The sequence below is a fragment of the Pseudomonas sp. CDFA 610 genome (assembly GCF_021147865.1).
Classification (GTDB): domain Bacteria; phylum Pseudomonadota; class Gammaproteobacteria; order Pseudomonadales; family Pseudomonadaceae; genus Aquipseudomonas; species Aquipseudomonas alliivorans.
In genome coordinates, this window is record NZ_JAGTPM010000001.1 from 325,016 (window position 1) to 344,900 (window position 19,885).

The following is a 19,885-nucleotide window of genomic DNA, read 5'->3' on the forward strand; positions in this document are numbered from 1 at the left end:
TTTTTTTCTGTGCGTCCCGTAACAATCCTGCAAGGCTGCAAGATTGACCGCTGAGGCTGTCCGTGGTTCATGTCATCAGGCCATTATCTCTGCGTTGGCCGAAGCAGCCGATGGCATGGTTGTCAGCACTGTCCGTGCCTGCGAACACCGGCAGTGCTGACTGACCATTATCAAAGCTTGCCAGGTCTGGCGCGCTGTTTGAGATAGCCCAGCAGTTGGCGAGCTGCCTGGGGGACATTGTGCTCGTCGAAGGTCATGCAGATGGCTTTGGTGTCGTCCTCGATGGTGATCTCGTACTGATTCAAGTCTCGCCCGTCTTTATTGAAGGCTTCGCCCGAGGTGTTCAGTCCGCTGTCACTCACCAGCCGCTCAAGCTGTTCGGCCTCGGGTTGGTCGAGGGTGGTGGTATCCACCTCGCATCGTTTTATCGCACCCGCAAAACCGCCCGATTGAACCAGACAGACTTTCATCGCTACACCTCTTCAATGTTCAGACCTTGACCCCGACCTTCTTCCAGGCGGCCTGAACGGCTTTTTTGGCATATGCACCGAAACGCGGGTCACTGGCGACTTTAACGCTGATTCTGGCGCAATCGACGAACTGGCTGTCCGATGCCAGTTCCAGCATGGTTTCATACCAGATTCTGCCCGCCACTTCCCAGGCATTTCCGCCGAGCGCCTTGGCAACCAGCACGAAAGCACGATTGGGGATGCCCGAATTGATATGAACGCCACCCCGGTCCTTGGCGCCGGTGTACAGGTCAGCCATGGTGGCCGGTTGTGGGTCGTCGCCCAGGTCGGGGTCGTTGGCGTAGGCGGTTCCGGGCTTCTCCATGTCACGAATCCCGCGGCGGGTCGGGGCAGGGACCAGCAGTTCCTTGCCGACTACCCAGTCCGACTCTTCGGCGCTGGTGCCTTCTTTCCACTGGCGCACCAGCATGCCGAAGACGTCGGCGAAATGTTCGTTCAACGCGCCCGACTGGCCGCGGTATTCCAGATTCGACGTAAAACTCTGCACGCCGTGGGTCAGTTCATGGCCAATGACTTCAAGGCTGCCGGTGAAGCGCTTGAAGACCAGATCGTCACCATCGCCGTACGCCATCTGGCTGCCGTTCCAGTACGCATTGCTCAGGGGGACATAATCGCCCTGAAAATCGACTTCAGTGATATGCACAGTCGAGACCAGTGCCATTCCGGCATCGTCCAGCGAGTTGCGCTCGAACAATTGCTGGTAAAAATCGTAGACATCACCCGAACCGTCATAGGCTTCATCGATTGCCTTGTCGCCGCTGGGCTTCTGACCTTCGGAGCGCACCACCTTGCCAGGCAACTGATCGGTGCCTTTGGCATCGTGGATGACCCGATGTTTGGTGCCGCTCGGTGATTTTACGGCATGCATCGAGGGCATGGTCCGGGCCGTCAGGCGCGAGGCCAGGAATGCAGAACTGCCAGTCAGGTTGGCGATGGCCCGCGCACTGATACCGGGCTGCGGAGACTGCGCCATATGCTCGAGCATGTAAGGCGGGATGAAGCAATGCAGGGGATGTCTATCGCACATGTGAAACTCCTGTAGTAATGCACCGATAGCAGTAAGCCATCGATCAACATGGTCGCAGGGGGTTTGACAGGTGAAAAACGGGTTTTATGCCAAAGAAATATTTGATTACATGATGATCGGTATGCAAGCCGGTAACCCTGATCGCTGATAGTCAATCCGGCCGGGCGTTGGCGGCTATTTCTGACGGCCTGCGTCACCTCGACACAGTCGCTCGATCAATGCGCCGGGAATGCTAGACTCGCGCCACTTCAGACGAGGAGCAGACTCACGTGCGCAAGACGGTAATGATCATGGCAGTGCTGGCACTTGCCGGATGCGATGCAGGCGGTTCCCGAGCTCCTGCCCGAGACAAGGCTCAGGACGCGGTTCAGACTGCGCCGGTTACCGGCCCGCAGTGGTTCATCCAGATGAACTCCAGAGAGGCGGTCAGCGACACCAGTGCCTGGTTGCTTGAACGCAGTTACGTGCCAGTCATTGTCACGATAGACGGCAAGCAGCAAATGTTGCTTGGTCCTTACCAGAGCCAGGCCGAAGCCGAAGAGCAGCGTGTCGCCCTGCAGGCCAAGGTCAGCAAATCACACCGCTTTGCCAAGCCTTCGGTGGTGCAGTACACCCGCTGAGGCGTCAGACAGCAAAAGGGCGTGATCGCCATACCGCGATCACGCCCCTTTTTTGCCTGGTGCGGTGTGCCGATCAGCGACGACCCAGCAGCAAGCCCACGACCAGCCCGAAGCCTGCAGAAACGGCCACGGTCTGCCATGGATGTCCGCCGATGTAGGTTTCGGTGGCATCCACCGCCGGCTTGGCGCGATCACGCACGCTTGCTACCGAATCCAGTGCTTGCTTGAGCTTGAGGCTCAGTTGCGCGCGCAGGGTCTCTGCGTCCTCGCCTACCAGCGCTGCGCTGTCCTTGAGCAGTTTGTCGGATTCCTCGATCAGTGCCTGCAGGTCGCTGAATGCCTGATCCTTGATCTGATCGGCAGCAGTTTGGGCAGAGGTCTTACGAGCCATGGCATTTTCCTTTTCAAGTGATGGCAATAGTAATCAATGGAGTCTCCGTCTTCGGGAAAAGTTGCACCGGCTTGAATGACCTGACGCAGGGCTCTGCAAAGAAACACCATTACGGGTGTAAGATGCAGCCGTTTTTAGCCGTAGGTGAACGTTATGAGTTTCAATCTGGCCAACCGGTCCCTTCCTGAACGCGCCGCTATCGAAGATGAAAAGTCCCGCCTGTTCGACCTGTGGCAGAGCAATCTGGGCAAGGCCAAGGGCGAGGCTGCACGGTTGATGGGCGAGCGTGCCAAGCGCAAGGGCAAATGGTCGGAGTGGGTCCGTTCCGAGCTGGACACCATGAGCCCGCCGGAATACGCCAACATGGTGCGCAGTGAAGTCAATCGCTTGATGGCGGCTGCCAAGTAGCAGCCACCTGCATCACGCAGGCCGCGTTATCTCTGGCCTGCGATCACCAGGGATCGCCTTCGGCCTGGCGCAGGTCCAGTGTGCCGCTGTCCCTGAAGCGCATTGTGCCGAACAGGCCGCCCGCCAGCTTGCCGCTTAACGTGTAGGGCAGGTTATCCAGGCGCTGGGTCTGGCTGAGGCCGAGGGCCTGTCGGAGTGCGGCGAAAGCCGAGACGCTGACCGGCACCACCAGCACCGCTTCCGAAAACGAGCCGATGGAGCCGTGCTGGTTACTGACACCAGACGCCAGCAGTCGGCCATTCACGTCAAGGTCAAGCGCCACGCCGCTGTAATCGATCGCAGTCTCGTTCGGATTCTGCACGCGCAGCTTCACCGCCATGCGCAATTCCAGTCCCTGACCCGGCAAAGGGTCGATGCCTGCCACGCTGATGGTCAACGGATCGCGATTGGGCAGCAGGGTACATGCGCTCAGCGCCAGTATCAGCAGGCCTGAAAGCACCATGCGCATTAGGTGTAGCGACATTGTCCGGTTCCTCGACGTGGCGTCAGTCACCTTCAGACCGCGAGCCCTTCAAGAGATTCGCAGGTGTGTGCAGGCCTGTCGGTTCAGCCTGATGATCCACCTTCCGTGCAGTTACCCGCTAATCTGCCTGTTTCAACCATTGCGTAGTGCTGTACGCAGGTTGATGATTTCAGCGATCCAATAACAACAAGACTGGAGATAACCATGTCCATCGAAAGGACGAACCCTCATCAGGACCCTGCCCAAGACCCTGTCGTCATCGTCAGTGCTGCTCGCACACCCATGGGCGGTTTCCAGGGCGAGTTGCAAAGCCTGAGTGCGACCCGTCTGGGCTCGCTGGCCATCAGTGGCGCCGTTGAACGTGCCGGTATCGATACCCATGACATTGAAGAAGTGCTATTTGGCTGCGTGTTGCCCGCAGGTCTCGGTCAGGCGCCGGCGCGACAGGCCGCGCTTGGCGCAGGGCTGGGCAAGGCCACGCTCTGTACCACGCTCAACAAGATGTGCGGTTCGGGTATGCAAGCCACCATTCTGGCCCATGATCTGCTGATGGCGGGCAGCACCCGCGTTGTCGTGGCGGGCGGCATGGAGAGTATGTCCAACGCACCGTATCTGCTGGACCGCGCTCGTGGCGGTTATCGCATGGGCCACGGGCGCGTGCTGGATCACATGTTCTTGGACGGCCTTGAAGACGCCTATGAGCCGGGCCGCCTGATGGGTACCTACGCCGAGGACTGCGCGCAGGACAATGGCTTCAGCCGTGAGGCTCAGGATGCGTTTGCCATTGCTTCCCTGACGCGCGCCCAGCAGGCCATTTCAGAAGGGTATTTTGACGCTGAAATCGTCCCGGTGCAGGTCACCCTTGGCAAGGAACAGCGTCTGATCAGCCACGATGAGCAGCCGCCCAAGGCGCGACTGGACAAGATCCCGACGCTCAAACCAGCCTTTCGCGAAGGCGGCACGGTCACGGCGGCCAACGCGAGTTCGATCTCTGACGGTGCTGCGGCGTTGCTGCTGATGCGTCAGTCCGAAGCCTTGCGTCGAGGGCTGAAGCCGCTTGCCGTTATTCACGGGCACGCTGCTTTCGCCGACGAGCCGGGTCTGTTTCCTACGGCTCCAATAGGCGCAATCAAGCGCTTGCTCGGCAAGACAGGCTGGACGGTGGACGACGTGGATCTGTTCGAGATCAATGAGGCCTTTGCCGTCGTGCCTCTGGTTGCCATGAGTCAGTTGGACATTCCGCATCACAAGGTAAACGTCAACGGCGGAGCTTGCGCACTGGGTCACCCGATTGGTGCCTCCGGCGCGCGCATCATCGTGACCTTGCTGGGCGCCCTGCGTCGCAGGCAGCTCAAACGTGGGATCGCGGCTATCTGCATTGGCGGCGGCGAAGCAACGGCGATTGCGGTTGAGATAGTGGAATAGTTATTTTAATCAATTACTTAAGTTCATCTTGTGATGTGATTTGTGCTGATTTTGGTTTTAGTCGTAAAAAATATAAAAAGGATATTTATCAATGAATTACGAGACTATATTGAGTGAGATTCGAGAAGGTGTCGGACTCATTACGCTCAACCGTCCCAAGGCTCTGAATGCGCTCAACGCACAATTGATCGACGAGCTGAACCACGCGCTCGACGCGTTCGAAGCTGACAGCGCCATTGGCTGCATTGTGCTCACGGGTTCGGAAAAGGCCTTTGCGGCCGGCGCGGATATCAAGGAAATGGTCGATCTGACCTATCCGCAGATCTACCTGGATGACCTGTTTCGCGAGAGTGATCGTGTCGCCGCCCGACGCAAGCCTGTGATCGCTGCAGTTGCTGGCTTTGCATTGGGGGGCGGTTGCGAATTGGCGTTGATGTGCGACTTCATCCTCGCGGCAGAGAATGCCCGCTTCGGGCAGCCGGAAATCAACTTGGGCGTACTGCCCGGCATGGGCGGTACCCAGCGTCTGACGCGAGCCGTCGGCAAGGCCAAGGCCATGGAAATGTGCCTGACCGGGCGCCTGATCGATGCCCATGAAGCCGAGCGCTCAGGCATGGTTTCACGGGTCCTGCCGCTGGAAGACCTTCTTGACGAGGCGCTGAAGGCAGCCGCCAGCATCGCCGCGAAATCCTTGCCTGTCGCCATGCAGGTCAAGGAAAGCGTCAACCGTGCCTTCGAGGTCAGTCTGGCCGAAGGTATCCGTTTCGAACGCCGTTTGTTCCACGCCACCTTCGCCAGCCAGGATCAGAAGGAAGGCATGCAGGCGTTCATCGAAAAACGGCCGGCCATCTTCAGGGATTGCTGATATTAAGGGCATCGCGCTGCTGCTGTGTCCAGTTCTGCTGGAAATAGGTGTGCAGCGCCATGCACTCGCCGGGATGGATCAGCCAGAGTTCCTGAGGCGTCTTGTGATACTCCCGGATCAGTTGCTGGCGATCGGCTTCGCTGAGGCCCAGGTAACCCATGTTGTCAGTGGTGCCTTCGAACAGGAAGTGCCTGGGTGCCAGACGAGCCAGATGATGCAGCCCCGGCTCGCGCATGCGCACGATGTACCAGATCCGCGCTGCCAGCGGCGCGCCGCGCAGTCCAGGCAGTCTGGTCAAGCGCAGATCGCTGATGTTGGCAGTCTTTCCGGGCGGAACATCGGGCGCAAAGCGGTCGAGCGTGGCGTTACCCAGCACCGAAATCACCTCTGGCGTCAGATGCAGTTCAGTCTGCTCGCCTTTCACTTTGATGACCTTGTCCGACTCGATATGCAACTGCTGGCCGGGTCGTAACTGCACGTAGATCGGTGACTTGACGTCTATCCCTTCCAGTCTTATCCGCGTTCCGTTTTCAGGCAGGGCTCCGGGCACCCCGCAGATCACCGGGCGGTCCGGATCGCTGTCAAGGTGCGCAATGATCACACGGGTGCCTGCCTGTAGCCGGGCGACCGGATTGGCGCCTGTGGACATGACGCGCGCCAGTGGCCACTGTCCTGACTCATTTTCCAGAGCGGATGCCTTCTGCCAGTCGAAACGGATCGGCCTGTGGCCTGACAGGCTCTCTTGTGCATCGACGACCAGCCCCATGGGCATCAGCGTGGCCTCTTGAAGTTGGTTGATCCTTGGCTTGGGGTGTCTGATCGGCGGACGAAAAGGCATCGCCCAAGGCTGCACCTTGAACCGATTTGCGTAGCCACCCGCCGAAACGATGTGATCAGTCATCAGTCCGTTTTCCGTTTCAGGCAGCGCACTGACGATAGCCGCAATGTCGTTGGGGTCAACGCCTTCCAGTGTCTGTAACTGCCTGCCCGCATGGCGCACTTCGACCAACAGCCACTGATCGTTGAGCAGGGGTTCGGGATGATCGAGTACGTGCATGATTTCGCCACTGCGCAGGTGTGGCTGATCGCTGGTGCCCTGAAAGTCACGACGCTCGCAGCGCAGGCGCTCCAGATGGCGGACGCTGCGCTGTTGTCGATGGGCTGTCAGCTGATCTGTCTGACGCTGGCCGGGGGATGTTTCAAGGGATTCGTCGAGCGCTTGCGCTTTAAGGTCCGGGCGTTCTTCCGAGGCTTTGGGCGGGATCGACGGATTGGCATGCCAGAACGTGCCTTGCAGGCCAGCGTGGATCGACCGGAGTTCGGCGAGGTGTGAGAGAGCAGGTGAATGATCGTGAGGTTCGCGTTCGCGACGAAACCGTGTCGGCAGCCGATGCTCGGGAAAGCTGGCGGGATCGTCGGAAAATACCAGTGTATGGCTATCGGGCGCATGCTCGAAACGGAAGTGAATGCCTTCCTCCTCGCACAGGCGCTGCAACAGGTGCAGATCGGTCTCGTCGTACTGGATGCACAGGGCGCGACGCGGATAAAGCCCCGTCATCCGTTCGAAGCGGTATTCGCCAGTCTGCAGCCCTTCGCGTTCAAGCAGGTGGGTAATCAACTGCGGAGCGCTCATGTCATGGTACGCGCGGCGTCGTGGCTGTCCGGCCAGGTTTTGCAAGGCAGGCATCAGAACCAGCCGATAATGCGTCAGGCGACTGCCAACATACACTTCCAGTGCATGATGGATCAGGCCGTGCACGCCTTGACCGGACCTGCCGAAGCCGAGTGAAGCGCTGCGCCCGATCAGGCTGGCCGTGTCCAGCGAGGCTTCAGTGCCGACCAGATCAATGTCGAAGCGGTACACTTCGTTCAAGGCATCCAGCCCGGTAAAGCTGATGACATGCAGATCCATCTGGCAGTCGGCAATCGCCAAAGTCATTGGCATTTGCGGGTCTTTGCACATCTTCGGGCGCTCCCACCTTGAAATTCAGGGTGCGAAGGGTACGAAATGCTTGAGTGCAAAAGCATCGTTTCAAGGTTTTTCAGAAAAGGACTACACGACAAAGTGCGAACCGGCCTTGGTCACCCCGCGCGGCGACACGCTCATCGAGCAATCACAGCCCGGCAGGGGTTTCATCTGGCGTGATCACGTATAAAATGCGTCGCGCCGGAAATGTCTTTGCCGGCCACCCCTATTTTCAACGTCCTGCCACGCTTGCAGGCTGCCTCGCGGTCGCAGCGGGCGGGACGCACACTGGATCAAGAGAGCAGACATGGGCGCACAGTGGAAGGTCAAGCATAAAGAAGCGGCAGCCAACGCCAAGGGACGTACGTTCGGCAAGCTGTCCAAGGAAATCATGATCGCTGCCCGCGCAGGTGCCGACCCGGACATGAACTCGCGTTTGCGTCTGGTGGTGGAGCAGGCCAAGAAAGCGTCGATGCCCCGTGAAACCCTGGAGCGCGCGATCAAAAAGGGCGCAGGCCTGCTGGGCGAAAGCGTCAACTTCGAACACCTGACCTATGAAGGTTTCGCACCGCATCGCGTGCCCGTGATCGTCGAGTGCCTGACTGATAACATCAACCGTACCGTGTCGGAAATTCGCGTGCTGTTTCGCAAGGGGCAGTTGGGCGCCGCAGGCTCGGTGTCCTGGGATTTCAACTACCAGGGCATGATCGAAGCGGTGCCTGCATCGCCGGACGCCGATCCGGACGAAGCGGCCATCGAAGCGGGCGCTCAGGACTGTGAGGCGGCTGAAGAGGGTGCGACCCTGTTCCTGACCGACCCTACAGACATGGACGCTGTGTGCAAGAAGTTGCCGGAATTCGGCTTTACCGTGCAGTCGGCGCAATTGGGCTATCGTCCGAAAAGCACCGTGGACGGCCTGACCGAAGAGCAGATGGCAGAGGTCGAAGCTTTCCTGGAAGCCATCGACAACCACGACGACGTACAGAACGTCTACGTGGGTCTGGCTGGCTGATCAGAGTGGGTAGGGAGCGCCTCAGGCGCTCCATGCCTGCAGCTTCACAGATACTTCCTCAAGCGTCGGCCTGCGTTTGCAGTCAGGCTGGATGCAATTCTTCTGAAGCTGCCCAAGTCCTTCAAGGACTTCCGGGTTTTCGCCTGATGGCTCGCAACGCTCCAGCAATTCCCCCAGCAGAATACCGAACGCCCGCGTCTCCAGGCGTTGCAGCGCGTGCCCGGCAGATACTGACGGGTGAAAGGTTGCCGCGCCGAAGTCCCCCAGCAGACAATTGCCGTTTTCCTGTACAAGAATATTGTGGCCGTACAGGTCGCCATGGCTGATGCCGCACGCGTGCAAATGAGCGGTGACCGATGCGATACCGGTTGCCAGACGCAGCAGTTCCGACAACGAGAACCGCGTATCCGCGCCATAGATATCCCGACTGCAGGAGTCCAGGCTGGGCGGACCGGCAAGGTTGGTGAAGTCCGGGGCTATCAGCTCCATCACCAGTCCCCGTTGCTGGTCGGGGTGATTCGAGATCTGTCCCAGCACCTCTATCAGATGCACGTGGCGGCCAGCTGCAATGCAGGCTGCCATTTCATCGAGCGGCGAGCCGTCGCTGGTCACGTTACCTTTGTACAGCTTGACCGCCACTGTTCGCGCCTGCCCGTTGTCCTGCCATTCGGCCTGCTGAATGACGCCTGACGCTCCTTCACCCAGACGCTGCCCCAGGTTCAAGCGCTGCCACGGAATCTGCCGCACGGGCAGATCCTGGTGGTCTGGGCACAGCGGGTTATCTGCAAACGCCAGCCAGGCGAGGGAGGGCAGTTGCAGCAGCCAGTCAGGCAGTTCGGTCAGCCGGTTGGCGGACATTCGGATCAGCTCCAGCCTGTGGCAGTCGGCCAGTGTCGGTGGCAGGCGTTGTAACCGGTTGCCGGCCAGCATCAGCTTTTGCAGATCGGGTCGGCGACCCAGTTCGTCAGGCAGTGATTCGATGCGGTTGTCGGTCAGAATCAGCCAGCGCAGGCGTGGCGGCAGCGCCGATGCGCTGACGTGCTGAATACGGTTGGCCTTGAAGCCGACAATGCGCAACTGCTCGCACTGCCCGATGCACTCGGGCAAGTGGGTAAAAGCGTTGTCGGACCCGAAGAGGACCTGCAGCCGGGTCAGGCGATACAGGTCGTCCGGCAGATCGCTCAACGAATTGCCGCTGAGGTTGAGGACTTCCAGCGTGTCCGCCAGATCGAATATTTCCTGCGGGAATTCGGTCAGCCCGCAGGACAGGTCAAGACGCCGTATGCCGGCCAGCTTGCCGGCGCGCAGGTCTGCGAGGGTATGCATAAGTGTGGGTTCGGTCTTCAATCGGACAAGCGCGCATCATAGCGGCAGTTTTCGCCGCTCGCCGCACATATCACCCGTCAAGACAGGCAGCGCTCTACCCACTGATGCACGGCGGCCAGGGTCGGCGGGGACTCGGAGTAGAGAATCCGGTAGATCATGGGGGCGACGATGGCATCGATCAGCTCGTCGGCCGAGGGCGACGGCTCGTTACGACTCGCAGCGCGATCGATAATGGTCTGCAGCTGCTCGCGGACGATAGAGGCGCATTTGCCGCCACAGTTGGAAGCGCTGGCGGCCACGTCACGCATCATCTCTCGTCCAGGTGCCGAGGACATTTCGTCCAGGTACATCTCGCTCCAGCTCAACAGGTCCAGGCGCAGATTGCCGTGATCGATGGGTTCATCCGGGCGAAGCCGCGCGATGGCGACATCGGCCAACAGGTTGGTCAGATCACCCCAGCGACGGTAGATGGTCGACGGCGTAACCCCGGCACGGGTCGCGATCAGAGGCACGCTGAGTGTCGAGCGGTCCTGTTCCAGCAACAGATCGCGAACGGCACGGTGAATGGATTCCTGCACACGGGCGCTGCGGCCTCCGGTGCGTACTGCTTCTTTGATAGCCATACGGCGGACCTTAACACAAAGTATTTGCTTTAAGCGGCATCAGACAGCACACTCCGCAAAAGCTAATTAATGGCTTTAAAGATTGCGCCAGTGGAGAGTGTACCCATGTCCCTAACTTTGCAGAACCCGCAGCCCGATGGCCGGGAGCGAAGCCATCTGGTCTTTCTGGCCTTCACGACCCTGTGTTTTTTCGCTGCATCCAGCACGCCTACGCCGCTTTATCACTTGTATCAGGAAGCATGGGGCTTTTCTTCCGGGATGCTCACGCTGATTTTTGCGGTCTATGCATTCAGTCTGCTGGCCGCGCTGCTGATGGGCGGATCGCTTTCCGATCATCTGGGTAGGCGGCCTGTGATTCTCGGCGCCTTGCTGATCCAGGCCGTTTCCATGCTGTGTTTTATCGCCGCCACGGATGTGACCTGGCTGGTGATCGCGCGGCTGCTTCAAGGGTTCGCTACAGGGTTGGCTGCCAGTGCGCTGGGCGCTGCGTTGCTGGACAGTGATCAGGTCCGTGGACCGTTGATCAACAGTATTTCTCCTATGTTGGGCATGGCAGTCGGTGCGTTGGGTACAGCGCTGTTGGTGCAGTTTGCGCCGCATCCCTTGTTGCTGGCTTACTGCCTGTTGCTGGCGGCCTTTCTGGCGCAGGCCGCTTACCTGAAGCGAGTGCCCGAGACGGTCAGTCCGCAACCGGGCGCATGGCAGTCCCTGAAGCCTTCGCTGCATGTGCCGGTGCAGGCCAGGCGCATGTTGTGGCTGGTGCTGCCGGTGGACATTGCCGCCTGGGCGTTGGGGGGCTTCTTTCTGTCCTTGAGCCCGTCACTGCTGGCCGCTGCCACAGGTTCGACCTCGCCGCTGGATGGCGGGCTGGCTGTCGCGGCGCTGACGCTGAGTGGCGCGCTGGCCATTATGATCCTGCGTCAGCGCGCTCCGGAGCTGGGTCTCTGGGTCGGGGCAAGTTTCATGATTGTCGGGGTCGCGGTGATTCTGCTGGCCGTCAACTCAGGCGTGCTCTGGCTGTTCTTCTGCGGTGCGATGATCGCCGGAGTCGGTTTCGGGTCGAGCTTTCTCGGCGCGTTGCGCATGCTCATGCCGACGGCGCACGCACATGAGCGAGCAGGCCTGATGTCAGCGTTCCTGGTATTGAGCTATCTGGCGTTCTGTATGCCAGCTCTGGCAGCCGGTTTTGCTGCACGCTCGTTTGGTCTGGTGATGACCAGCAATGTCTATGGCGGGATCGTTATCGTATTGGCATTGATGGCGTTGAGCAGTTTGCTGGTGCGCCGTGCTGCAGGTGCAGGTGCAGGCACGGCGCGTGATGAACGTGCCGTATGATTGCGGGCACGCCTCTACCGGGCAAACGCCGCCCCATAGGGGAGGCGGCTATTACCGTCAGCGCAGGTCCTGAACCATTTCTGCCAGCACGCTCAGCACGTCCTTGCCCAGCTGCGCCGAGCGTTTGCCTGACCAGCCAGTGACAGGGTCGGGTGCGTTGTCGTTGTCCTTGAACGGCATCTCCAGCGTCAAGGCCAGGCATTTGTAACGCTCGCCAACGCTGTTGCAGGCCAGGTTCATATTGGCCTGGCCTGGGGCACTGCGTGGGTAACCGTACACGCTCTGAAAATCGACCGTGATCTCACCCAGGCGGCGACGGAATTGCTCCTCCAGTTGCTGCTGTCTGGCGGTATAGCCCGGATTCCCTTCGCAGGCGGCCGTGAAGACATACGGGATTTCCTCGTCGCCATGCACGTCAAGGAACAGGTCAACACCGTATTGCTCCATCTGCTGTTTGACGAAAAACACCTCAGGGCTGACTTCCTCGGTGCTGTCTTGCCAGGCGCGATTCAGATCCTTGCCGTTGGCATTGGTGCGCAAGTGACCGTTAAAAGCGCCGTCAGGGTTCACGTTTGGCACTAGATAAAGGTCAGCATTGGCCAAGAGTTGCTGCATGGCGGCATCCCCGTCCTGCTGAAGGCGCTCGATAACCCCTTCCATGAACCATTCGGCCATGTGCTCGCCGGGGTGCTGCTGGGCGATCATCCAGATGTTGCGCTTGCCTTCAGCGCCGTCGCCTTTGCGCAGTAACTGAATATCGCGGCCCTCGACGCTTTTGCCGATCGCCAGCAGGTGCATCCCGGCCTGTTCCTGGGCTTGCTCGATCAGTTCGTCATGACGCTTGCGGCTGAAGGGTTCGAAATATGCGAACCAGATCTGCGGCTGGGTTGGCGACAGGCTGAAATCGAGAGCCTTGCCATCGAACCCCGAAGGTACCCGGAACCATTCCTCGTGGTCGTAGGACGCAACCGCGTGATAACCGGTCCATGCGTTGTTGAACGTCGATTCGCTTGCGTTGGTCAGGCTGAAGGTGTGGGGCACGCCAACCTCCATGCCCTCGACCTTGAAGTGGAACCACTGAAAATGACCGCTTTGGGTGTCGGGTCTGATGGCCAGTTTGATGCAAGCCGGGTCGCTGGCATCCAGGACCTGAATGTTACCGCTGTCGAAGTCTGCGTTGATGATGAGGGTCAATGTGCGTGCCTGCGTATGTTATGCGTTCAAGGCAATCACTTTACACCGATCCGCTCGCCACAGACTTCTCTGAAACGGTCATTCAGCGTCAGGAAAGCACCTCGGTCGTGACCATCAGGCTGCACAGGAACGCGGTCATCAGGCACCAGCCCAGGTAGGCGCGTCGTTTGCGCCGATGCCAGTTGCCTGCGCCCAGCAGTGAGGCGGGGGCCTGAAGTTCACGCCAGACGCGTTCGCTATGCTGAAACGCAGCGAGGTGTCTGGTGTCCGCGTCGAGCCAGTGCCGAAATTCGATCCGTTCACTGGCGGTCGAACTCGGGCTCTGCAGGTGCACGTACCAGTGGCTGGCCTGTTCCTGAATGGCCTTATCATCAAGGGTACTTGCGGGGGTGCAGCCATGGGCCTGCCTGAGTGCGCGAACCATTGCGCGCTCTACCTTGGCAAGATCGACGTCAAGGAAGCGGGCAATCTCGGCGTAAGGCAGGCCATCGAGACGGCTGAGCAGGAAAATCTGTCGGGTACGACGCGACAGTCTGCCAAGGGCGTGACGTGTTTCGATCGTACGCGTCGACGGAGGTACGTCTGGCAGTCTGGCGGGCAGGGGCAATAAAGACGAGAGCTGGCTACTCATGATGTATCGCTCGCTGATCTTCCATAGAAATTCTTCCTTGAGCCTATAGGTTTCATCCATTACGCAGTCAGACTAATGAATGCGAGAATCATTCTCAAGTGAAAAGGCGCTGCAATTACGATTTATCTGGCAGTTACAGCCGCTGTCAGCGCAAAAAACTGACTTGAGGCGTCATTGCTTTGATATCATCCGCGCCATTCTGAAACACCGTGCAACACCCCAGACTTCATTAGCCTGAAGCAGCGAAAAACCAAAAAAAAGACCCGGCAAAAAAGCCGGGTCAAAAACCGTGATTAGCCTGATGAGGAGATAATCTGCAAGCCGACCTAAGACTTCCAGGTTATCCAGCCAGTCTCGCGACCAGCTGATGCAATAATAATCATTATCATTTGGCAGTCAAATGTTTTGATATCCTCATAGAAAGAAACAATCCATCGACGTCCGTCGATGGATTGTGCCTTTTTTCTGAATATCTTTCTTTTTGCTTAGTCCAGCGGCAATTCAGTTGTGCGTTTGACCGTGCTCATGGCGATGTTGGAGTGCGCTTCGTGCACATGCGGCAGTTGCAGCAGATGGTCCCGCAGAAAGCGTTCGTAGCTGGCGATGTCCTGTGCCACGACCTTGAGCATGAAATCCATGCCGCCCGCCATGGTGTAGCACTCCAGCACCTCCGGGTGGCCGATGATCGCTTCTTCGAACTCTGCCAGATATCGCCTGCCGTGGCCGGACAGCTTGACCTCGACGAACACCGTCATGCTCAGCCCCAGCTTTTGTGCGCTGAGCAGCGCGACGGTGCGCTCGATCAGACCTTCTTCCTGCAGTCTATGAATACGTCGCCAGCAGGGCGACTGTGACAGCTCGACACGCTCGGCAATCTCTGCCGCCGACAGGTCGGCGTCATGTTGCAACAGGCGGAGAATCTTGCGATCGATAGGGCTCAATTTAATCTGCATGAATTGACCTTGTTTTTTGTTTTTTTCGAAGAGGGCATGCTCAATATCAGCAGATATCTGTCAATTTAGAAAGAAAAAGCCTCTTTTCTACAGGCAGTCTAATGACAAGGCCGCCGGGCTCGACCTTCCCGGCGAGATGGACCTGACTCATAAGAAAGCCTGAATAAAAACAAGAGAGGTAATCGCATGACCCTGGCTGATATTCGTCTGGACGATAAATACCGGCTCGCCACCGGCAACCTGTACCTCACCGGTACACAGGCGCTGACCCGGCTGCCGATGCTGCAGAAGCAGCGTGACGAAGCGCGCGGGCTCAATACCGCAGGTTTCATTTCCGGTTATCGCGGTTCTCCATTGGGCAATCTGGACAAAAGCCTGTGGGATGCAAAGGATTATCTCCAGCAGAATGCCATTCACTTCCAGCCGGGCATCAACGAAGAACTTGCGGCCACGGCGGTGTGGGGCAGCCAGCAGGTCAACCTGTTTCCCCAAGGCAAGTACGACGGGGTCTTTGCGCTCTGGTATGGCAAGGGTCCGGGTGTCGATCGTTGCGGTGACGTCTTCAAACATGGCAACTCCGCTGGCGTTGCGGCCAATGGCGGGGTGCTGATCCTGGCGGGCGACGACCATGGCTGCAAGTCATCGACCATTGCCCACCAGAGCGAACACGCCTTCATCGCTTCGATGATTCCAGTGCTCAACCCCAGCAATGTTCAGGAAATCCTCGATTACGGCATCATCGGCTGGGAGCTTTCGCGCTACAGCGGTTGCTGGGTGGCGATGAAAACCATCGCTGAAAATGTCGATTCGTCTGCGGTCGTCGAAGTCGATCCTTTGCGCATGCAGACCCGCATCCCTGAAGACTTCGTGCTGCCGGAAGGCGGGCTGCATATTCGCTGGCCGGATCCGCCGCTGGCGCAGGAAGCACGTCTCAATACTTACAAGATCTACGCGGCCAGAGCGTTCGCGCGTGCCAATGCGCTAAACAAGGTCGTGATTGATTCTGCGCAGCCCCGGCTGGGTATCGTGACCACTGGCAAGTCCTACCTGGATGTGCGTCAGGCGCTTGAAGAGTTGGGCATCGACGAGCAGCTCTGCGATCAGGTCGGCATTCGCGTGCTCAAGGTCGGCATGAGCTGGCCGCTAGAGCCGGTGTCGGTGCATGACTTCGCCCAGGGACTGGACGAGATTCTGGTCGTCGAAGAAAAGCGCAGTGTCATCGAAGATCAACTGACCGGCCAACTGTACAACTGGCCTGTGGACCGTCGCCCGGTGGTGGTGGGCGAGTTCGACGAGCAGGGCTGCTCACTGTTGCCGAACCTGAGTGAATTGACCCCGGCGATGATCGCGCGGGTCATCGCCAAACGGCTTGCTCCGTTCTACAGCAGCCCGCAGATCGAAGCGCGCCTGCAGTTTCTCAGCGAGAAGGAAAAAGCCCTTCAGGCGCCATTGTTCACGACCCAGCGCACACCGCATTTCTGTTCCGGGTGCCCGCACAACACGTCTACCCGGGTACCGGAAGGCAGCCGTGCACTGGCGGGTATCGGCTGTCATTACATGACGATCTGGATGGACCGGGCGACCGATACGTTCACCCAGATGGGCGGCGAGGGCGTGACCTGGATCGGTCAGGCGCCGTTTACCGAAACCCCGCACGTGTTCCAGAATCTGGGCGACGGCACCTATTTCCACTCAGGGCATCTGGCGCTTCGCGCTGCGGTCGCGTCCAAGGTCAATATCACCTACAAGATTCTCTACAACGACGCCGTGGCCATGACCGGCGGACAGCCCATTGATGGTGTATTGCGTGTCGATCAACTGAGCCGCCAGGTCTTCAACGAAGGCGTGCAGCGCATCGCCCTGGTGTCTGACGAGCCGGACAAATACCCGGACAGAGAAGGCTTTGCGCCTATCACCACGTTCCATCATCGACGTGACCTGGACAGCGTGCAGCGTGAGCTTCGCGAGTTCAAGGGCGTTTCGGTGATCATCTATGACCAGACCTGTGCCACCGAGAAGCGTCGTCGCCGCAAACGCGGCACCATGCCCGATCTGGAAAAGCGTGCGTTGATCAACCCGGCGGTGTGCGAGGGCTGCGGTGACTGCGGTGTGAAATCCGGCTGTCTGTCTGTGCTGCCCAAGGAAACTGCACAGGGCCGCAAACGTGAAATCGACCAGAATGCCTGTAACAAGGATTTCAGCTGCGTCGAGGGCTTCTGCCCCAGTTTCGTCACCGTTCATGGCGGCAAGCTGCGCAAGCCGGTCCTGCCCAAACAGGTCGAAGCGTTCGCCGCCTTGCCTGAGCCGACTCTGCCTTCACTGGAGCGGCCATTCAATATCCTGCTGCCCGGCGTCGGTGGCACTGGTGTGACCACCGTAGGCGCGATGCTGGGGTATGCCGCCAACCTGGAAGGCAAAGGCTGCAGCGTGCTGGATCAGGCCGGGCTGGCGCAGAAGTTTGGTCCGGTGGTCAGTCACATTCGTATCGCAGCGCGCCAGCAGGATTTGTTTGCAGTGCGGATTGCCGCTGGCGAAGCACATCTGTTGCTGGGGTGCGACCTGTTGGTGGCGGCCGGGCCGGATGCAATCGCCAAGCTGGACAGCGCGATTTCCCATGCGGTGGTCAACAGCCAGCAAACGCCGACTGCAGAGTTCACCCGCAACCCGGATGCAGTGTTTCCGGTCGAGGCCATGAAACAGACCATCATTGATGCGGTGGGCGCGGACAAAACCCATTTCGTTGAAGCCACTTCGCTGGCGACACGGTTGCTGGGCGACAGTATCGCCAGCAACCTGTTCATGCTCGGTTATGCCTACCAGTTGGGCTTGATCCCGTTGACGTCACACGCCATCGAGAAAGCCATCGAGCTCAACGGTGTTTCTGTCAGCCTCAATCAACAGGCTTTCCTGTGGGGGCGTCGTACCGCTCACGCCCCGGCCGCCGTGGAAGCATTCATCAATCCTCGACAGCAGCCCGCCGAGCCGCCACAACTGTCGCTGGAACAGCGTATCCAGAGCAATCTGACCACGTTGACCGACTACCAGAATCAGGCTTATGCCGACCGTTACCTCACACTGGTCAGACGTGTGCAGGATGCCGAGGCAAGGCTGTTCCCGGGGCAGCACCCCATGCTGACCGAAGCCGTGGCGTTCAACTACTTCAAACTGCTGGCCTATAAGGACGAGTACGAAGTGGCACGTTTGTACAGCAACGGAGATTTCACACGACAACTGGAAGCGCAGTTCGAAGGGGATTACCGTCTTGAGTTTCATCTGGCGCCTTCATGGCTTGCCAGGCGCGACCCGCAAACCGGACAACCGCGCAAGCGCAGCTTCGGTCCCTGGATGTTGCGGGCATTCGATGTGCTGGCAAAATTCAAGTTTCTGCGCGGCACGGCGTTCGATCCGTTTGGTCGCAGCCTTGAGCGTCGTCAGGAACGCGAACTGATCGAGCGCTACGTCAACGATGTCGAACTGATTATGCAGCACCTGCAGGCCGGCAATCGTCACACCGCCTTGAGTCTGGCACGCCTGCCTGAGCGCATCCGTGGTTATGGCTATGTGAAGGAAAGTGCAATGAAGGCTGCGGCGCTTCAGGCCAATGTGCTGCGTCGCAGTCTTGAAAGCGGGGAGGTGGTCGCGCCGAAGCTGTATGAAGTGGCCGCGTAAAGACAGGCTGCCCGGTTAATGATGACTGACTGAATTGCGCATCTGGACGGGTGTGCAATCCAGTTTGGGGTGCATTCAAATGAGTGTTAATTTTGTCATCATATATTCTTTTGGATTGTTTTTTAATGGAGGTGTTATAAAAGACTATCGGGTTGATTGATAGAATTGAATTTTATTTTTCACGCGCGGTCGTGGGGTTTAAAGTAAAAAGAATATTTGCTCTAAGTTTAAAGTTTGAAAGTGTGATGCCGAAAACTTGATGCAGGTTACACCGGCAGGGAGTCGCCAAAAACATCACACTCAAAAACTTATCAAGAGCTTTATATGCTGACTACTCTCCTGGGCAACATCAGTGTCAGGTCCAAGCTTGTTCTGGGCTTCACACTGGTCATTTTGCTGACTGTACTTATCGCGTGGACAGGCTGGTCGGGCATTGCCTCGCTGAGCGAACGTAGCGAACGCACCGCCGACATTGGCAAGTTGAGCACTCTGACTCGGGACATGCGCATTGCCCGCTTGTCGTTTACGATCAACTATGACGCCGAACGTGCCAGCAACTGGCTCAAGGCGTACGAGACCCTGGATAACCATGTGCGCTATGCCGCAACGGTGTTCACCTCCGATATCAATGTGCCGCTGATCAATGCGTCGCTGGCAGCCATGAAAGATTATCGGATTCATTATGACAACCTGATGCAAGCCACCGAAGCGCGAGAGGCCACCCGGTTGGTATTTGGTCGACACGCTGATGCCGCAGCAGAAGATCTGCAGAAACTGCAAAGTTTCGCAAACTCCAGTGAGGGCAGTGCGCAGTTGCGGGAAACATCCGCTCAGGCATTGATGGTCTTTCAGAAAATGCGCTTCGATGTACGCGGGTACACGTTTTCGCTCAAGGCCGACAGCAAACTGGTCGCTGAAGCGTCCATCAAAACGGCCATTGATTTTATGAAAACGCTGAGCGCATTCAGTGGTCAGGCCGATACTGTAAAAGCTCTTCAGGATGCCCTGACTGCTTATCAGAGCGCGATCGCCCAGTTCGCCAGCGCCCAGGCCAGAATCGATGAAGCTCAGGCGGGTGTTTCCAAAAACATCGAAATCCTTCTTGCGTCCGCCGACCAGCTTTCCAAAAACCAGGTCACCCTGAGAATGGAGGATATGAACCAGGCCAAGTCGCTGCTGATCCTTTGGCTGGTGTCGGCGCTGGTGGTCAGTATCATTGCGGCCTGGGTCATTACCCGATTGATCGTCGGCCCCTTGATGGAAACGCTGAAGCTGGCCGAACGTGTGGCGGATGGCGACCTCACCGACAGCCGCGTTATCACCCGCAAGGACGAACTGGGTCTGCTGCAACGCACCATGCAACGTATGACGGGCAACCTGCGCGAGC

Annotated in this window: 17 protein-coding genes and 1 pseudogene; 8 read left to right on the forward strand and 10 right to left on the reverse strand. The window is 58.5% G+C overall.

Annotation, left to right across the window (positions count from 1 at the left end):
• Positions 1–170 precede the first annotated feature (170 nt).
• Both KDX39_RS01490 and KDX39_RS01495 read right to left on the reverse strand, forming a co-directional pair.
• On the reverse strand, positions 171–470 hold the full coding sequence (locus KDX39_RS01490; protein ID WP_231659035.1) for a protealysin inhibitor emfourin: 300 nt from the start codon (positions 468–470) through the stop codon (positions 171–173).
• 19 nt (positions 471–489) lie between these two features.
• A complete protein-coding gene (locus tag KDX39_RS01495; RefSeq protein ID WP_231659037.1) occupies positions 490–1,557 on the reverse strand; it encodes a M4 family metallopeptidase in 1,068 nt (355 codons plus the stop codon).
• A gap of 269 nt (positions 1,558–1,826) precedes the next feature.
• On the opposite strand from KDX39_RS01495, the gene KDX39_RS01500 reads away from it, so the two are divergent.
• A complete protein-coding gene (locus tag KDX39_RS01500) occupies positions 1,827–2,177 on the forward strand; it encodes a hypothetical protein (protein WP_231659039.1) in 351 nt (116 codons plus the stop codon).
• A gap of 73 nt (positions 2,178–2,250) precedes the next feature.
• Here the strand turns inward: KDX39_RS01500 and KDX39_RS01505 are convergent, their stop codons facing one another.
• Positions 2,251–2,568, reverse strand: coding sequence for a DUF883 family protein (locus KDX39_RS01505; RefSeq protein ID WP_099230181.1), 318 nt, complete (start codon positions 2,566–2,568; stop codon positions 2,251–2,253).
• Between the two features lie 153 nt (positions 2,569–2,721).
• Here KDX39_RS01505 and KDX39_RS01510 point away from each other — a divergent pair, with 153 nt between their 5' ends.
• Entirely contained in the window at positions 2,722–2,976 is a 255-nt protein-coding gene (locus KDX39_RS01510) for a hypothetical protein (protein WP_231659041.1), read from the forward strand.
• A gap of 43 nt (positions 2,977–3,019) precedes the next feature.
• Here the strand turns inward: KDX39_RS01510 and KDX39_RS01515 are convergent, their stop codons facing one another.
• The gene (locus KDX39_RS01515; RefSeq protein ID WP_231659043.1) at positions 3,020–3,499 is read right to left on the reverse strand and encodes an LEA type 2 family protein; all 480 of its coding nucleotides are present in this window, start codon (positions 3,497–3,499) and stop codon (positions 3,020–3,022) included.
• A gap of 204 nt (positions 3,500–3,703) precedes the next feature.
• Between KDX39_RS01515 and KDX39_RS01520 the strand changes: the two genes are divergently transcribed.
• Both KDX39_RS01520 and KDX39_RS01525 read left to right on the forward strand, forming a co-directional pair.
• Positions 3,704–4,924 (forward strand): acetyl-CoA C-acyltransferase, encoded by a 1,221-nt coding sequence (locus KDX39_RS01520; protein ID WP_231659044.1) that lies wholly within the window; start codon positions 3,704–3,706, stop codon positions 4,922–4,924.
• Positions 4,925–5,015: 91 nt separating this feature from the next.
• On the forward strand, positions 5,016–5,789 hold the full coding sequence (locus KDX39_RS01525; RefSeq protein WP_231659045.1) for an enoyl-CoA hydratase: 774 nt from the start codon (positions 5,016–5,018) through the stop codon (positions 5,787–5,789).
• On the opposite strand, the gene KDX39_RS01530 is transcribed toward KDX39_RS01525, so the two are convergent.
• On the reverse strand, positions 5,776–7,734 hold the full coding sequence (locus KDX39_RS01530) for a type VI secretion system Vgr family protein (protein WP_231659051.1): 1,959 nt from the start codon (positions 7,732–7,734) through the stop codon (positions 5,776–5,778). The two genes, KDX39_RS01525 and KDX39_RS01530, sit on opposite strands and share 14 nt — an antisense overlap.
• A 328-nt stretch (positions 7,735–8,062) precedes the next feature.
• Between KDX39_RS01530 and KDX39_RS01535 the strand changes: the two genes are divergently transcribed.
• A complete protein-coding gene (locus KDX39_RS01535; RefSeq protein ID WP_099230191.1) occupies positions 8,063–8,767 on the forward strand; it encodes a YebC/PmpR family DNA-binding transcriptional regulator in 705 nt (234 codons plus the stop codon).
• Positions 8,768–8,788: 21 nt separating this feature from the next.
• Here the strand turns inward: KDX39_RS01535 and KDX39_RS01540 are convergent, their stop codons facing one another.
• Both KDX39_RS01540 and KDX39_RS01545 read right to left on the reverse strand, forming a co-directional pair.
• Positions 8,789–10,093 (reverse strand): leucine-rich repeat-containing protein kinase family protein, encoded by a 1,305-nt coding sequence (locus KDX39_RS01540; protein WP_231659052.1) that lies wholly within the window; start codon positions 10,091–10,093, stop codon positions 8,789–8,791.
• Positions 10,094–10,170: 77 nt separating this feature from the next.
• Positions 10,171–10,716, reverse strand: a complete 546-nt coding sequence (locus KDX39_RS01545) for a TetR/AcrR family transcriptional regulator (RefSeq protein WP_231659055.1) — start codon at positions 10,714–10,716, stop codon at positions 10,171–10,173.
• A gap of 105 nt (positions 10,717–10,821) precedes the next feature.
• Here KDX39_RS01545 and KDX39_RS01550 point away from each other — a divergent pair, with 105 nt between their 5' ends.
• Positions 10,822–12,051, forward strand: a complete 1,230-nt coding sequence (locus KDX39_RS01550) for an MFS transporter (protein ID WP_231659056.1) — start codon at positions 10,822–10,824, stop codon at positions 12,049–12,051.
• A 57-nt stretch (positions 12,052–12,108) separates the two neighbouring features.
• Here KDX39_RS01550 and KDX39_RS01555 read toward each other — a convergent pair whose 3' ends face one another.
• The 3 genes from KDX39_RS01555 to KDX39_RS01565 form a co-directional block, all read right to left on the reverse strand.
• Entirely contained in the window at positions 12,109–13,245 is a 1,137-nt protein-coding gene (locus KDX39_RS01555) for a M14 family metallopeptidase (RefSeq protein ID WP_231659062.1), read from the reverse strand.
• Between the two features lie 88 nt (positions 13,246–13,333).
• Complete coding sequence (locus tag KDX39_RS01560; protein WP_231659348.1) at positions 13,334–13,876, reverse strand: sigma factor-like helix-turn-helix DNA-binding protein; 543 nt, start codon at positions 13,874–13,876, stop codon at positions 13,334–13,336.
• A gap of 485 nt (positions 13,877–14,361) precedes the next feature.
• Positions 14,362–14,829 carry an Lrp/AsnC family transcriptional regulator gene (locus KDX39_RS01565; protein ID WP_231659063.1) on the reverse strand — a complete coding sequence of 156 codons (468 nt, stop codon included), beginning with the start codon at positions 14,827–14,829 and terminating at the stop codon, positions 14,362–14,364.
• Positions 14,830–15,015: 186 nt separating this feature from the next.
• Here KDX39_RS01565 and KDX39_RS01570 point away from each other — a divergent pair, with 186 nt between their 5' ends.
• Complete coding sequence (locus tag KDX39_RS01570) at positions 15,016–18,498, forward strand: indolepyruvate ferredoxin oxidoreductase family protein (RefSeq protein ID WP_231659065.1); 3,483 nt, start codon at positions 15,016–15,018, stop codon at positions 18,496–18,498.
• 324 nt (positions 18,499–18,822) lie between these two features.
• Positions 18,823–19,824, forward strand: a pseudogene (locus tag KDX39_RS26500) (methyl-accepting chemotaxis protein); the annotation flags it as partial.
• Between the last annotated feature and the right edge of the window lie 61 nt (positions 19,825–19,885).

What these genes read in the sequence shown, in the direction of transcription:
- KDX39_RS01490 (WP_231659035.1), bottom strand. Translation starts at nt 470, where the DNA reads ATGAAAGTCTGTCTGGTTCAATCGGGCGGTTTTGCGGGTGCGATAAAA.
- KDX39_RS01495 (WP_231659037.1), bottom strand. Translation starts at nt 1,557, where the DNA reads ATGTGCGATAGACATCCCCTGCATTGCTTCATCCCGCCTTACATGCTC.
- KDX39_RS01505 (WP_099230181.1), bottom strand. Translation starts at nt 2,568, where the DNA reads ATGGCTCGTAAGACCTCTGCCCAAACTGCTGCCGATCAGATCAAGGAT.
- KDX39_RS01510 (WP_231659041.1), top strand. Translation starts at nt 2,722, where the DNA reads ATGAGTTTCAATCTGGCCAACCGGTCCCTTCCTGAACGCGCCGCTATC.
- KDX39_RS01515 (WP_231659043.1), bottom strand. Translation starts at nt 3,499, where the DNA reads ATGTCGCTACACCTAATGCGCATGGTGCTTTCAGGCCTGCTGATACTG.
- KDX39_RS01520 (WP_231659044.1), top strand. Translation starts at nt 3,704, where the DNA reads ATGTCCATCGAAAGGACGAACCCTCATCAGGACCCTGCCCAAGACCCT.
- KDX39_RS01525 (WP_231659045.1), top strand. Translation starts at nt 5,016, where the DNA reads ATGAATTACGAGACTATATTGAGTGAGATTCGAGAAGGTGTCGGACTC.
- KDX39_RS01530 (WP_231659051.1), bottom strand. Translation starts at nt 7,734, where the DNA reads ATGCCAATGACTTTGGCGATTGCCGACTGCCAGATGGATCTGCATGTC.
- KDX39_RS01535 (WP_099230191.1), top strand. Translation starts at nt 8,063, where the DNA reads ATGGGCGCACAGTGGAAGGTCAAGCATAAAGAAGCGGCAGCCAACGCC.
- KDX39_RS01540 (WP_231659052.1), bottom strand. Translation starts at nt 10,093, where the DNA reads ATGCATACCCTCGCAGACCTGCGCGCCGGCAAGCTGGCCGGCATACGG.
- KDX39_RS01545 (WP_231659055.1), bottom strand. Translation starts at nt 10,716, where the DNA reads ATGGCTATCAAAGAAGCAGTACGCACCGGAGGCCGCAGCGCCCGTGTG.
- KDX39_RS01550 (WP_231659056.1), top strand. Translation starts at nt 10,822, where the DNA reads ATGTCCCTAACTTTGCAGAACCCGCAGCCCGATGGCCGGGAGCGAAGC.
- KDX39_RS01560 (WP_231659348.1), bottom strand. Translation starts at nt 13,876, where the DNA reads ATGAGTAGCCAGCTCTCGTCTTTATTGCCCCTGCCCGCCAGACTGCCA.
- KDX39_RS01565 (WP_231659063.1), bottom strand. Translation starts at nt 14,829, where the DNA reads ATGCAGATTAAATTGAGCCCTATCGATCGCAAGATTCTCCGCCTGTTG.
- KDX39_RS01570 (WP_231659065.1), top strand. Translation starts at nt 15,016, where the DNA reads ATGACCCTGGCTGATATTCGTCTGGACGATAAATACCGGCTCGCCACC.